Here is a 13,932-nt window from a genome sequence, read left to right as displayed (position 1 = left end):
TGCGTATTTATTTACGATCGATTCGCAACTAAGGATTGATAGGGTATCAGATTTTTTGCGCTCCGCGCAGAATCCTGTGACCATTCCGGAAATGACAAAGCAGAGTGATAAGCCCATGAACAGCCGCTGGCGGGTAGGCATCGATCTTGGTGGAACAAAAACCGAAGTTATCTTGTTAGACGGCGCCAACAAAACCCACTTTCGCGCCCGCATCGGAAGCCCTCAGGGAGACTATGAAGCCACCCTGAATGCAATCAAAGAACTGGTCGAAGCCGCTGAATTACGGGTCGGCGAAGCCGCACTGCCGGTAGGTGTGGGCATTCCCGGCTCCGTGTCGGGCCTGACAGGCCTGGTCAAAAACGCCAACTCCACGTGGCTTAACGGCCAGCCCATGGCCGCTGATTTAAGCCACCTGCTGCAACGCCCGGTTGGCCTGACGAATGACGCCAACTGCCTTGCCCTGTCTGAAGCCAGCGACGGTGCAGGGCAAGGCTACAAAGTTGTGTTCGCGGCCATTTTGGGTACCGGCTGCGGCGCTGGCATCACCGTCAACGGCCAGCTGCTCAAAGGCCCGAACGGCCTTGCGGGCGAATGGGGCCACAACCCCCTGCCATGGACACCACAAACAGAACTAAACCAGCGCCCGTGTTTCTGTGGCCGCTTTGGCTGCAACGAAACCTTCTTGTCTGGTACCGGGCTGGCCCTAACCCATCGCTTGCTGTGGGAAGAGCCGTTGGATGCCCGAAACATCGTAGAGCGTTTTCAAAACGATCCCCGCGCTGCCCGCTCACTCGACGATTACGCAGATCACTTGGCCCGCGGCCTGGCGGCAGTCATCAACTTGCTGGATCCAGACGTCATCGTACTGGGCGGCGGCATGTCAAACGTACCGACCCTTTACGACGAGTTGGCAACGCGTTTGCCGGCGTACGTTTTAGGAGGTGAGTGTGAAACACCCATACGCCAAGCGATACATGGCGATTCCAGTGGCGTCCGCGGTGCCGCTTGGCTAGCACAAGACAAGGGACGGATTTAAAATCCGTCCCCGCCCTAGCTTCGCCTTTTTCTCAAGACAGGGGACAGATTTGAAATCTGTCCCCGCTTTCCTCCGCCCTAATTCCGCCTTTTTCTCAGCGAAGCTCGAATAGCTGAGCTGAGCACGCCCCAGCGGTTCACGATCAATGCCGCAAAAATCAAACCGCAGCCGGCCAGCTGAACTGGCGTCATGATTTCATCAAACCACCCTGCTGCGAACAAAGACACCCAAACCGGTTCGATCACCAGAATAACGGCACCGTGGCTATGCGTAGACAAGCTCTGGGCATACGTTTGGGCAAGAAAACGTCCTGCGGTGCCCACAATTGCGCTGGCAAGAATCCACCAGATCAGAAGCGGTGGCGGGTCACTGAACGTTGGCTGCCAGGGTTCTGTAACCAGCGATTCCACCAAAGTCACCAATCCGACGGTAAGCAGCGCAATAGCCGTCAGCGGCAGTGCTGGAATACGCTGTTTTGCGATGGCGTTGCCATGCCGATTAACGGCAGTACGTTGATTTGCAGCGCGGGTGTTCAATGTAAAATACAGCGCAAAAATAGAGGCGGCCATTGCGAAAAAAATCTGCGCAGGCTCTGGCTGAAAACCGTTACCAAGCGACAGAAATGCCAGCCCGGCTACCGCGACGGGAATGGCAAGCCAAGTGCTTGCAGGTTGTGCTTCTTTAAAAAGGAGGCGAGCAATGATGGGAACGATCACCACGCCCAGGCTGGTTATAAAAGCACCTTCACCCATGCTGGTGCCATGAAACAACCCCATTACCCAGAAACTCATGGCAACGCCGAACACCAGGCCTACACCTAAACCGCGTTTAACCTGATCCCTACTCAAACGTGTCAGCGACCGGTAAGCGAAAGCCGCCAAAAAGCCACCTGCGATCAAAAATCTCAGTGCCATAAACAACAACGGCGGCATAAGCAATATAGCTTCTTTAGAGAATATCCAGCTGATGGCAGCAAGCAGCGTAACACCAACCAGAATCAGGTCAGGTTTATGGGCGTTAGTCATGGTCAGGCTCGACTGCCAAAGTTAAAGGAGGTGGTAGAACCCGATAATGTATAGTTTGCGAAGTAAAAAAGGAAGATGGCTTAATGGTAGGTCTGTGTAAAACAAAAAAAGATAGGAGAATGCGCAATGACTAGTAATGGTATGCGCCCTCTTCATCCAGGACAAATTCTGCGGGAAGAGAACTTGGATTCATTAGAAATGAGCGTGAATGCGCTTTCCAAAGCTCTCCACCTTCCAGCTACCCGAATGAACGAAATCATGCGTGAAAAGCGTAGCATCACAGCTAATAAGGCGCTGCGGCTAGCGCGATATTTTGGTACCAGTGAACGCTTTTGGTTGAATCTACAAACTGAATTTGAGTTGCGGCGGGCGCAGATTAATAAAGTGGATAAAATTGCCAGAGAAATTCAGCCGCGGGCGGCTGAGGCGCCCAAAGTCGCCAGCATCGAAGTACGAATAGGGGACAGATTTCAAATCTGTCCCCGGCTTAAGAATCACCTAAGTAAAACTCACCCCGCCGGCAACCGCCTCAGAACAGCACACGTGATTTCGGCCTAGAGCCTTGGCTTGATATAACGCCTTATCGGCTCGACTGAAGGCGTTCTCCACCGATTCCATGGCGGTATTCACTTCCGCAACTCCTATGCTTACGGTAATACGCACGTCCAACCCATTGCCGGCATCAACGCCCTCACGAATACGTTCGGCACAACTCCGGGCTTCTGCGTGGTCAGCGCAGAGCAAAAGAGTCACAAATTCCTCGCCGCCAAACTGGGCGACCAGATCCCCGTCTTGGCTGTATTGTTGGAAAATCACGGCTGTGTCAACCAATACCGAGTCGCCAACATGATGGCCGTGTTTATCGTTCACTGCTTTGAAATGGTCAATATCAAGAGCGATAACAGACAAAGGCTCCCCGGCAGCTTTCGCCTTTTTAACCATGCGTAGGGGTCAACTAATTCTCGGGGGCGTTTGGACATAGAACCGTAAACCATCGATTTTATAACTCTGATGTTCCCCCGATTATAAGGTTTGCCGACATTTTTCAAGTTTAAATGGAACGTGAAAAAAACAACCACAAGAGGCGCACATAAGAAAAGTCACCGCAAATGAGGAGGCCTAAGCAACCAGGAGGCCAAATGCGTGTCGGAGGAAGCACTGCTCGACGTTATCGTATTAAGTCCAATGTCGTGAATGGAACAAGTGAAGCAACAGCAACAGCGCAATCCCAGCAAACGCCGCACCGGCGTAGAAGGTCGTCGCAGCGCCGAGCGTTTGCCACAAAATCCCCGCTACCAGGCTCGCAAAAAGCAGTGCAATACCGTTAACAAGATTAAATACGCCGAATGCCGAGCCGCGCAAGTGGTCTGGCGCACAGTCTGCTACCAGGGCTGACAATACGCCCTGGGTCAGTCCGAGATGAACACCCCAGACCGCCACCCCGACCATGACAAGGAGATAACCCGTGGCTTTGGCCAACAACAACTGCGCAAGAATCAACGTGGCGAACCCGAGCGCCAGCAAGTAGCGCCGTTCGATACGGTCAGCCAGCAGTCCCACCGGATAAGAAGACAGCGAAAACACAACGCTCATCAACACCAGCACGAACGGTGACAGGCCGATGGGAAGACCTAAATCCATCGCGCGCAGGGCGAGAAATGCCGCGCTGAAGCGAGCCATTGCGAACAATGCGCCGATGCTGGTGATAAACCAGAAACTGCCCCCCATTTGCGTTAACTCGGTTATACGTAAGAACAAGCCGGGCTTGTGGCCCGCGTCTTTGCCGGCCGGAATCGTGTCGGGTTCGTGGACTCCGAAGACTAGAAACGCCATGCACAGAAGGGCAGGGATGAGTGCGAACCAAAGCACCAGGCCTATATTGTCTGACAGCAAAGCCATCAGTCCGATGGCCAGCAATGGGCCTATAAATGCGCCGGCGGCGTCAAGTGACTGGCGCAAGCCATAGGCCTCGCCGCGAATTTCGGGTGGGGTAATGTCCGCTATTAGGGCGTCGCGTGGCGCGCCCCTGATCCCCTTGCCGATGCGGTCGATGAAGCGTGCTATAAAGAGCACTTCTGCCGATTGCGCTAGCGGGAACAGTGGTTTCGTTATCGTCGCCAGGCCATAGCCAACGACTGCCAGCATCTTGCGCTTGCCGAGCCAGTCGCTCAATGCGCCTGAAAATACTTTGGTAATGGAAGCGGTCGCCTCCGCCACGCCTTCGATAAAGCCAACAGTCGCCATGCCTACACCAAGCGATAAAAACAAGGCTGGCAAGAGACTGTGCACCAGTTCTGATGATGCATCCATAAGCAGGCTGACAAATCCTAACGCCCAGATGCCCGTTGGTATTTTCACTTTTGCTTTTGGTAAAAACATTTTTCATTCACTCTATGCTTTAGTGAATCGTTCAAAGTGTTTGTAGTAATTGCGACATTCTATTAATTAATGTAGTATACGCGACATATGAAGTCAATAAAGGTCCAATTGCAATGGCAAAAGTGCCTGCCTTCGAAGATCGGGTGAATGCCTGCCTGGGTCAGATAAGCCCGGCCGAACAGCGCGTGGCCCGATACTTCCAGGACAACCGAGAAGAGGTTCTTATTGCCTCAGCCTCTGCGCTCGCGAAACAGGTCGGTACGAGTGATGCGACCGTGGTGCGAGCAGCCAAATCTCTCGGCTTTACCGGTATGGAAGAGTTGCGGCGCACACTCGCAATTGAGCTCAGAAGGGATACTTCACCTGCTGGTCGACTGGCACGCACACTCAGTGAAGTGAGCGGAGATCCTTTGTCGGCTCTTAATGTGACGTTGGATATTCATCAAAAGTCATTAGATGACCTGCGCCAAAACATTACTCCAAGCCTCTTTCAAAGCTCGGTTCGGGCTATTGTTGATGCACGGCGGATTTTTATCTTCGGCATCGGTCCGTCAAGTGCAATAGCGGAGTATTTCTCGATTCAATTGAGTCGTTTTGGCATCGATGCGCTGAGCCTGACGCAAACCGGTTTACTGCTAGCCGATGGCGTGCAAAAGTTTAGAGAGGGTGATCTGCTGGCCGTTTTTGCTTATGGACGGGTGTACCCGGAATTGACGGTGCTATTGAATCAGGCAGAACAGTGCAGCATGAAAAAGATGCTCTTTTCCGATACGCTGGGGCCGACGTTGCGTAACCGCGTGGACCTGGTCCTCCCCGTTGCGCGTGGGCGTTCAGATATGTTGAGTATGCATACCGCCACCTTGGCGCTTATTGAAGGGCTGCTGGTTGGCGTGGCGACAGAGCGCCCGAAAGAAACCATCGCCAATCTTGAATCGCTGAATAAATTACGCACCGAACTGGCCGGAAAAACCATGAATCTCCCCGCATTGTAGGGGTATGCCGACCGGTTGAGATGGCAGTCGTTCCCTGACACGCCCATAACCTATGATCATAAAACAACGGTAAAAGCGGGAAAGTTGAGTGTGCAGTCAGGGCGTCCAGAAAACGAGGGTTTTAGACTACAAGATACTTGGTTTGCAGTGGCTATTTGCCACTCATGTTGGCGCCCTGAGTCACTGGACCACTTCAGTCGTCAGCCAGATTTGAGACAGGACTGGATCTGATCCGCTTGAGTTCGCAGTGTGTTGTAAAGGGTAATTTAAAAAACGGCGGTATTATGGAGCAAGCAATATGAAAAGTACGAATCCATATATCAGCCACCTCCTTGGCTAGCCTATTAATTGATTTTGGGATCATCACTATCACGATCGATCTTATTTCTGGCGCCGCATGGAAAATTCAGCCATCAACTTACACAGTTACGCCAATTTGTGGAGATGCAATCGGATAGTTGAGTCAGGCGGGGTTCAAGGCGCAATCTCAGCCAAAGGGCCCCGCCATGATTTCATAAAAGGCCGAACTGATGAGCGCGTAATTACTTGTAGGGACAACTCAAAGATCAGACGCCATCAGTATAATGGGCTATGGGTCGTAACCCTCGACCAGCTAATCTCTCGGGGAAATATCTTACCCGCTATGTAGTGGCCAACTAATCCCGAGCCGAAGGTTGGGACAGGTCCGCACTGAGCGTCGGCTCACGTAAGACGATTCTTGATGGAAGACAGGTCGAGAGGCAGAGGACAAAGACTCGCAGCTATGCCGGAATAAACTAGTCCGCAAGCGGGTGTCCCAACTGGATGAGAAATCTTATTGCGAAAATTTCGAAAATGAACTTGGAGGGTGCAGATAACTTATTGAAAAGTGGTAGGACCAGGCAGATTTGAACTGCCGACCTCTGCCATGTCAAGGCAGCGCTCTAACCAACTGAGCTATGGTCCTGTTTTGCAACGCAGCGAAATATACTGATTCGGCTGCGGTGCGTCAACTTTTTATTGGCTTAGGCTATAAGCCCTTTTTGTAGATGTTTTCGTAAACATAATTGGTCGCTTCTACAAAGCCGTCTATACTGCCGCAGTCAAAACGCCGGCCTTTGAATTGGTAGGCCAGTACGCAGCCAGTTTTGGCTTGTTCCAGCAGGGCGTCAGTAATTTGCACTTCACCGTTCTTACCAGGCGGCGTACGCTCCAGAATGTCGAAAATATCCGGTGTCAGAATATAGCGGCCGATGATGGCCATGTTGCTGGGTGCGTCTTCCGGCGCAGGCTTTTCCACCATGTCCGTTACCCGGAACAGGCCGTCTTTCATGCACTCGCCCGCAATCACACCGTACTTGTGGGTTTCGTCGGCCGGTACTTCTTCAATGGCCACAATAGAGCAGCGGAACTGGCTGTAAAGTTTGACCATTTGCGCCAACACGCCATCTCCGCCGTCAGGCCCCACGCAGAAGTCGTCGGCCAGCACCACGGCGAAAGGGTTATCGCCCACCAGGTTGCGCCCGGTTAGAATCGCATGGCCCAGGCCCTTCATTTCGCTTTGGCGGGTAAAGGCGAAGGTATTGTGGTCAATCAAATCGCGGATAGAGGTCAGCATACCCTCTTTGCCAGAACCCGCAATCTGGTGCTCAAGCTCGTAGCTGATGTCGAAATGATCTTCAATGGCGCGCTTGCCGCGACCAGTAACAAAACCGAATTCGTGAATGCCGGCATCTGATGCCTCTTCAACACCGTACTGAACCAATGGCTTGTTAACGATGGGCAGAATTTCTTTCGGCATGGCCTTGGTGGCGGGTAAAAAGCGGGTGCCATAACCGGCAACGGGAAACAGGCACTTCTTGATCATTTCAGCGTCCTTATGAAAGTCAGTATTGGCAAAGTTTACCCAAGTTGATGGCTAAAATGCAGTTTCACCAAAAGAAATATTGCTGTCTGCCTGTGATCAGGCGCGGCGAATAGTACCAAAACATGTTTCTTGCTTGATGAACAAGCTCTGACAGACTTGTCACATAAAGCGCAGCAACACCATGGTGTTGTATAGTCATAACAAATTGAACCGAACTCAGGGAATACCATCCATGCTTGCAAGGACAGCCCGTGTTGTAAACGGGTGCATTGTCGTATTTTGCCTAGGCGCCAGCGCTCCGGTTTGGAGCTTTGATTTTGCCGATGTCACTAAAAAAGCCCAGGCGCTGGCGCAAAGGCCATACAAAGCGCCCAGCGCAGTTCCAGACTTTCTAACGTCATTGCCTTACGACCGCTACCAGTCAATCCGCTTCAAGCCCGAAGCCAATCTTTGGCGCCAGCCGGCCAGTGCGGACAAAAAGCACTTTGAAGTCATGATGGTGCCCACCGGCAGCGTATACCGGCACGCGGTCACCTTGAACGAATTGGATCAAGAGGGCGTAAGGCCGCTGATTTTTAATCGCGATCACTTTACGTACCCATCTCCCGATCTGGCCAAGCGTATTCCAGCCGACCTGGGTTACGCGGGCTTTTGGCTGACCTGGCCCTTACAATCATCGTCAGCAATTAAAAACGCCGAACGCCAGGGCAACCAGTTCCTGGTGTTCGCCGGCGCCAGTTATTTTCGCGGTGTCGGGGCCGATAACGGTTTCGGCTTGGCAGCCCGGGGCCTGGCCATAGACACCGGCTTACCTTCCGGCGAAGAGTTTCCGGCGTTCACCGAGTTTTGGTTGGAACGGCCAGCCGCCAACGCGGTTACCATGACGGTTTACGCGCTGTTAGACAGCCCCAGCGCAACCGGCGCTTACCGCTTCGTGATCAGCCCGAACACGGTCACCGGCATTGAGGTCAGTGCCCGCCTGTTTGCCCGCAGCAATATCGATCAGATTGGCCTGGCGCCGCTAACGTCCATGTTCTACTACGGCGAGAACACACGCCAGCCAGCGGGGGAATGGCGGCCCCAGGTTCACGACTCTGATGGCCTGCTGATACAGGATGAAAAATCCGCTGAAGTGACCGAGTGGGTATGGCGGCCATTACTGAATCCCACCAGTTTGCGGATGAACTATTTTCAAGTGACCAATCTGAAAGGATTCGGGCTGATGCAGCGCGATACCCGCTTTGATGATTTTTCAGACGCAGAAGCCCACTACGAAAAGCGCCCGAGCGCATGGATTGACAATATCGACGATTGGGGCTCAGGCGAAGTTGTGCTGGTAGAAATCCCCACCTCCTCAGAGGGCAACGACAACATCGTAGCCTTTTGGAAGCCACGTCAGAAAATCGAGCAGGGCGCAGAACTGAATTTCCAGTACCGCCTTAGATTCGGCGAACACACCGCATTCGACAGCGGTATTGGCCGCGTTATAGACACCTGGGTAGGTGCTGGCCGAAACAACGGCGCCAACCAGGGCGAAACGAATCGCAATCTGGACGGTACCTGGCGGGTGGTCGTCGACTTTGTGGGGGACACCCTGAACGCCGCCACCGGCCCGGTTGTCAGCGAGGTGGGCACCAGCGAAAACGCCGAAGTATTGGAACACTTTGTAGAGCACCTGCCAGAACAGGGCATCTGGCGCCTGTCGATGCTGGTCAAGCCTGCGCCCAATAACGACACACCCCTAAGAGCGCGATTGCTGGTAGGCCCGAACGCGGTGTCTGAAACCTGGCTGTACCAGCTGCCAGCCTTAGCCCAGGCGAGGGAATAAACGTGGAGCAGCTACCGTGCCAGAAGGCACTGGACCGGGTAATAGCGTACCTTCGCGGCAGCGGAATTCACCCGGGTGTCAATGAATGCTGCACTGCCCTTGAGTTGGTAGGTCACGCTTTGCAGCAGGCCCCCGATGGCGATTATATAAAGTTGGTTATGGAGCTGTTGCCCCAGTATTTCGAGTTGCCACAACCAAAGTTGACGCTTGAAGCCGGGCCAGAGCTGCTCAGGGGAAGCATGGGTTATGAATGATAGGGCCCCCAAGAAACTCTGGCGCTGGCGCACCGTCGCCAGAATAAGGCGCAGCTTGCTGGCGCTGCTGGTATTCGGCCAAACCGCCGTGGCCAGTTATTACCTGTTGTGGATCATGCCTTACCACGGCGGCACTCCGGTGGAAATCGGCCTGCTGGTATTGTTTGCACTGCTCTACGCCTGGATAGCCGTGGGTTTCTGGACCGCGGTGGTCGGATTTGTGTTGCGGCTGATGGGTGGCGATAAGCACTCGCTGCTGAACCGCTACAGCAACGATGATCTGGAACACACCCCGCTGGTCAAAACCGCCATTGTGCTGCCCGTGTACCACGAACCGGTGCACTGGACGTTTAGCGGGCTGAAAGCGGTGTATCAAGAATTGGAGCGCAACGGCCAGATTCATTACTTTGAATTTTTCATATTATCAGACAGCCGGAACCCGGAAATATGGCTGGAAGAACAAGCAAAATGGCATCAGCTGTGTGACGAGCTGGGCGCCCACGGCCGGCTGTTTTACCGCCGCCGCGGTGTTAACCTGAACTATAAAAGCGGTAACGTCGCCGATTTTCTGCGGCGCTGGGGCCGACTGTTCAAATACATGGTGGTGTTAGACGCCGACAGCCTGATGAGCGGGCGCACCATCGTGCGTATGGTTCAGTTGATGGAGCGCGAGCCCCAGGTCGGCATACTGCAAACAAACCCCTCTATCATTAACGGCCAGTCGCTGTTTGCCCGCCTGCAACAGTTTGGCAACCGCCTGTATTCTTCGCTATTTGCGACCGGCCTTGCCGCCGTGCAAATGGGCCACGCCGCTTTCTGGGGCCACAACGCCATACTGCGCGTAGAGCCATTTATGCAGCACTGCGGTTTGCGTAAATTACGCGGCTTTGGCGTGTTTGAAGGGCCGATCATGAGCCACGATTTTGTCGAGGCTGCCTATATTGGCCGCGCCGGTTACGAGGTCTGGCTGGAACCCGGTTTGGGCGAAAGTTTTGAAGAGTCGCCCCCCACGCTGGCGGATGAACTGTCACGAGACAAACGTTGGGCTAAAGGAAATCTGCAGCACCTGTGGATTCTGTGTTTTGGCCGCCGCATCCGTCTGGCGCACCGCATGGCGTTCCTCAACGGCATAATGGCCTACGTGGCCTCGCCCTTGTGGCTGGCGTTTCTGGCGTTAACCACAGTGGCCGCCGCGGAGTTAACGTTGTCGCCCATCGAATATTTTCCTGCCGGCCACGAAGGGCTCTTCCCACTTTGGCCGGAATGGCGGCCAGAGTGGGCGCTTACCCTCGCCCTCAGCACATTGGCGTTGCTGTTTGTGCCAAAATTTCTGGCCATTATCGACGCCATCATTCACGGCTTAGCCAAAGGCTTCGGTGGCCCTTGGCGGCTGTTTTTAAGCGTGTGGGTAGAAATTGTATTCTCGGTATTACTGGCACCCATCCGCATGCTGGCCCACAGCCGGTTCGTAATCGCGTCTTTGTTAAATGTCTCCCTAAGCTGGGCCGGGCAAAATCGCACGGAAGAGACCGGCTGGCGCGAAGCGTTAATAACCCAGGCGCCGGGATTAATAATTGGCGGTAGCTGGGCGGTGTTCGCCTGGTGGCTAGATGTCAGCTTTTTCATTTGGTCTCTGCCCGTGGCTGTGCCTTTAATACTGGCGGCGCCCACCTCGGTGCTACTCAGCCGGGTCAGGGTGGGCCAAGCCATACGCCGCGCCGGGCTGCTACTGATTCCTGAAGAGCTGGCAACGTTGCCGTTGCTGAAAAATGCCGCTGAAAATCGCGCTCAGCCGGCCAGCCCCTGGAATATTGGCCACTTTGAACAGGCTGTTCTGGTGCCGCTGGTTCACCAGCAACAACTGGCGCTGGCCAGGCCGGACCGGCATTCCAGACGAGCCGTAAGGCTCAACGACCTGGTGGACCAATGCATCCGTAACGGCCCGGCGGCACTGAATAAAAAACAAATCAGCGAATTGTGCGAAGACAGAGTGGCCCTGGCCGAGCTTCATCGCCGCGCCTGGATCGCGCCAACGGGAAGCTATTGGGGCCAGGCAATCGCCCGTCTTTAACAACTGGCCCGTTTTTAACAACTACTAATAGTGACGAATAACGGACTCAACCAACAATTGACTATCGACCAACAACAGAACATCGACAACCTACCACGCCGACTTTTGAGGTTTAATAATGCGCCGTCGCTCTCTTCTAAAAGCCGTATCTGCTGCTACTGTTTTGGGCGTTTTACCCATGCCGGCCTGGCTGCAGGCGGGTGAGGTGGCTCGCAGCACAAAACGCAGCGGGTCTTTTGATTACGCCTGGCTCAAAGGCCACGCCCGCCATCTGGCCGGCAAAGCCTACCAACCGCAAACCCGCGGCATCCCCGCAAGCTTGAACACCCTAAGCTGGGATGACTACCAAGCTATCCGCTTCAAACCCCAGGATGCGCTCTGGCGCAGCGACGATTTGTTGTTTCAGGTGCAACTTTTCCATCTTGGCTTGTACTTCAAAAAGCCAGTGCAAATATTCGAAGTGGATGGCGGTATCGCCCGGGCCCTGGAATATCGTCAGAGCAACTTCGACTACAGCGGCAAACAGGCACTGGGTAATCTGGAATCGAATCTTGGTTACGCTGGCTTTCGCTTGCACTTTTACACCAATTTTCAATTAGATCTGGCGTCTTTTCTGGGCGCCAGTTACTTCCGTGCGGTGGGCGAATCCATGCAGTACGGTTTGTCTGCCCGCGGCCTGGCTGTAGACACGGGCATGAGCAGGGAAGAAGAATTTCCCGATTTCACCACCTTCTGGCTAGAGAAACCGGCCCCCGGTCAGGACTTTGTCACCGTCTGGGCGTTACTGGATTCTCCCAGCGTTACCGGCGCCTATGCCTTCCGTATTCAGCCGGGGCAAAATACAGTGATGGACGTGGATGTGGCGCTCTACCCACGAAAAGCCATCGAACGGGTGGGCATTGCACCGCTAACCAGCATGTACCAAATGGGCGAAAACGATCGCCGTATGGCGTACGATTGGCGCCCGGAAATTCACGATTCAGATGGCCTGGCGATTCAAAACGGCAACAACGAATGGCTATGGCGGCCGTTGATGAACCCCCGCAATGTTCATGTCAGCAGTTTTGTTGACAATAACCTGAAAGGCTTTGGCCTGTTGCAGCGCGACCGTAACTTTGAGCACTACCAAGACGACGGCGTGTTCTACAATCGCCGGCCAAGCGCCTGGATCGCGCCAAAAGGCGATTGGGGCCCAGGGCAGGTAATGCTCACGGAAATCCCCACCGGAAACGAAACATTCGACAATATCGTGGCATTTTGGAACCCGCAAAAGCCTTTAGCTGTTGGCAAAGAACACCTGTTTTCCTACACTTTGACCTGGGGTGAACAGCCACCGGTGCAGCCAGACAAGTTAGCGCAAGTGCAAGCCACTCGCACCGGGCTTGGCGGCGTCATAGGCCAGCAGCGGGACGTATTTTCCTGGCGTTTTGCGATCGATTTCGGTGGCGGTGGTTTGAGCATGTTGGGGGCCGATGCCGAGCTGGAAGCTGCCATTACAACCAGCAGTGGCAAGGTGGAAATAGCGTCTGTGCGCCCTCTGGACTCGATTAAGGGCTACCGCGCAATGTTTGATTTGGTGCCCGGTGAATCGGGCAGTCCCGTCGACATCCGTTTGCAGTTGATGCTCAGCGGGCAACCGGTCTCTGAAATGTGGATTTACCAGTACACGCCGCCGCCGGCGGACGAGCAAACCCGGTTTTTGGAACTGTAATACGTCAGATATGACGTCTTATACTGAAGGATTGTTGACAATCCGTGTGATGGTGCGTAATTTCGCAACACTATTCATAGGATTGTTAACAAAGTATGTTAGAACTCGTCCCACAAGCCTATACTCGCGTTGATGAAGCCTTCGATTGTCTGCAAACGGCGATTGTGAAAGGCGACCTGATCCCGGGCGAAAAAATTGGTGAAGTTGAGCTCTGTTCCCGCTTTCATTTAACCCGCGGGCCGCTGCGAGAAGCGTTGGGCCGCCTGGAATCCCGAGGCTTGCTGATACGCCGCCCCCACGCCGGGGTGAAAGTGGTCTCCGTGAGCGCAGACGAGTTAATAGAGCTCTATCGGATACGCGAACTCATGGAAGGCCTGGCCGCACGACAGGCCGCGGAACGCATGACAGACGCCGAAATTGCCGCCTTGCGCGCTACCCTCGACACCCACGAAACCATGATCGAACAAGCCCAGGGCCAGGCTTACTATCAGGCCGAGGGCGACTACGATTTTCATCACCGCATCGCCACTGGCAGCCGCAACACCAAGCTGACCCAAATGCTGCTGGGCGACTTGTATTACATGGTGCGCATGTACCGCTACCGTTTAAGCACCTCGTCCGGGCGCCCGCACATGGCGCTGGGCGAGCATCGCAATATTGTCGATGCCATTGCCAGCCGAGATGGTGAGCTGGCGGAATTTCTGATGAAACGCCATATTCACGCAGCACGAAAAAACATTGAACAAAAAATCCGCGACGGCGAACTGACTATCTAACTAATCAGCAAACC

12 protein-coding genes and 1 tRNA gene are annotated in these 13,932 nt (G+C 54.1%); 8 read left to right on the top strand and 5 right to left on the bottom strand.

Annotated elements, in window-relative coordinates:
• Nucleotides 1–91 precede the first annotated feature (91 nt).
• On the top strand, nucleotides 92–1,036 hold the full coding sequence (locus MELB17_RS15170; RefSeq protein ID WP_227498929.1) for an ROK family protein: 945 nt from the start codon (nucleotides 92–94) through the stop codon (nucleotides 1,034–1,036).
• 77 nt (nucleotides 1,037–1,113) lie between these two features.
• Here MELB17_RS15170 and MELB17_RS15165 read toward each other — a convergent pair whose 3' ends face one another.
• Nucleotides 1,114–2,061, bottom strand: coding sequence for a DMT family transporter (locus MELB17_RS15165; RefSeq protein WP_007351174.1), 948 nt, complete (start codon nucleotides 2,059–2,061; stop codon nucleotides 1,114–1,116).
• 126 nt (nucleotides 2,062–2,187) lie between these two features.
• Here MELB17_RS15165 and MELB17_RS23930 point away from each other — a divergent pair, with 126 nt between their 5' ends.
• Entirely contained in the window at nucleotides 2,188–2,619 is a 432-nt protein-coding gene (locus tag MELB17_RS23930; RefSeq protein WP_198136496.1) for a HigA family addiction module antitoxin, read from the top strand.
• On the opposite strand, the gene MELB17_RS15160 is transcribed toward MELB17_RS23930, so the two are convergent.
• Nucleotides 2,560–2,970 (bottom strand): GGDEF domain-containing protein, encoded by a 411-nt coding sequence (locus tag MELB17_RS15160; RefSeq protein WP_264673238.1) that lies wholly within the window; start codon nucleotides 2,968–2,970, stop codon nucleotides 2,560–2,562. The two genes, MELB17_RS23930 and MELB17_RS15160, sit on opposite strands and share 60 nt — an antisense overlap.
• 267 nt (nucleotides 2,971–3,237) lie before the next feature.
• A complete protein-coding gene (locus MELB17_RS15155; RefSeq protein ID WP_007351171.1) occupies nucleotides 3,238–4,440 on the bottom strand; it encodes an MFS transporter in 1,203 nt (400 codons plus the stop codon).
• Between the two features lie 113 nt (nucleotides 4,441–4,553).
• Here MELB17_RS15155 and MELB17_RS15150 point away from each other — a divergent pair, with 113 nt between their 5' ends.
• Nucleotides 4,554–5,432 (top strand): MurR/RpiR family transcriptional regulator, encoded by an 879-nt coding sequence (locus MELB17_RS15150; RefSeq protein WP_007351170.1) that lies wholly within the window; start codon nucleotides 4,554–4,556, stop codon nucleotides 5,430–5,432.
• 869 nt (nucleotides 5,433–6,301) lie between these two features.
• Here MELB17_RS15150 and MELB17_RS15145 read toward each other — a convergent pair.
• Both MELB17_RS15145 and galU read right to left on the bottom strand, forming a co-directional pair.
• Nucleotides 6,302–6,378: transfer RNA gene (locus tag MELB17_RS15145), tRNA-Val, on the bottom strand.
• A 63-nt stretch (nucleotides 6,379–6,441) separates the two neighbouring features.
• Nucleotides 6,442–7,278: a UTP--glucose-1-phosphate uridylyltransferase GalU gene (gene galU / locus MELB17_RS15140; RefSeq protein WP_007351169.1), complete on the bottom strand. Its 837-nt coding sequence runs from the start codon at nucleotides 7,276–7,278 to the stop codon at nucleotides 6,442–6,444.
• Nucleotides 7,279–7,510: 232 nt separating this feature from the next.
• On the opposite strand from galU, the gene MELB17_RS15135 reads away from it, so the two are divergent.
• The 5 genes from MELB17_RS15135 (at nucleotide 7,511) to MELB17_RS15115 (ending at nucleotide 13,918) form a co-directional block, all read left to right on the top strand.
• Nucleotides 7,511–9,106 (top strand): glucan biosynthesis protein, encoded by a 1,596-nt coding sequence (locus tag MELB17_RS15135; protein WP_007351168.1) that lies wholly within the window; start codon nucleotides 7,511–7,513, stop codon nucleotides 9,104–9,106.
• A 2-nt stretch (nucleotides 9,107–9,108) separates the two neighbouring features.
• The gene (locus tag MELB17_RS15130) at nucleotides 9,109–9,360 is read left to right on the top strand and encodes a hypothetical protein (RefSeq protein ID WP_007351166.1); all 252 of its coding nucleotides are present in this window, start codon (nucleotides 9,109–9,111) and stop codon (nucleotides 9,358–9,360) included.
• Nucleotides 9,353–11,431: a glucans biosynthesis glucosyltransferase MdoH gene (gene mdoH, locus MELB17_RS15125; RefSeq protein ID WP_007351165.1), complete on the top strand. Its 2,079-nt coding sequence runs from the start codon at nucleotides 9,353–9,355 to the stop codon at nucleotides 11,429–11,431. The genes MELB17_RS15130 and mdoH overlap by 8 nt, the downstream gene beginning before the upstream one ends.
• Nucleotides 11,432–11,549: 118 nt before the next feature.
• The gene (locus MELB17_RS15120) at nucleotides 11,550–13,142 is read left to right on the top strand and encodes a glucan biosynthesis protein (RefSeq protein WP_227498928.1); all 1,593 of its coding nucleotides are present in this window, start codon (nucleotides 11,550–11,552) and stop codon (nucleotides 13,140–13,142) included.
• 95 nt (nucleotides 13,143–13,237) lie between these two features.
• Nucleotides 13,238–13,918: a GntR family transcriptional regulator gene (locus MELB17_RS15115; RefSeq protein ID WP_007351163.1), complete on the top strand. Its 681-nt coding sequence runs from the start codon at nucleotides 13,238–13,240 to the stop codon at nucleotides 13,916–13,918.
• The last annotated feature ends 14 nt before the right edge of the window (nucleotides 13,919–13,932 follow it).

This window comes from Marinobacter sp. ELB17, from assembly GCF_000169375.1.
Lineage (GTDB): Bacteria > Pseudomonadota > Gammaproteobacteria > Pseudomonadales > Oleiphilaceae > Marinobacter.
This window is presented reverse-complemented; position numbering and strand designations above follow the sequence as displayed.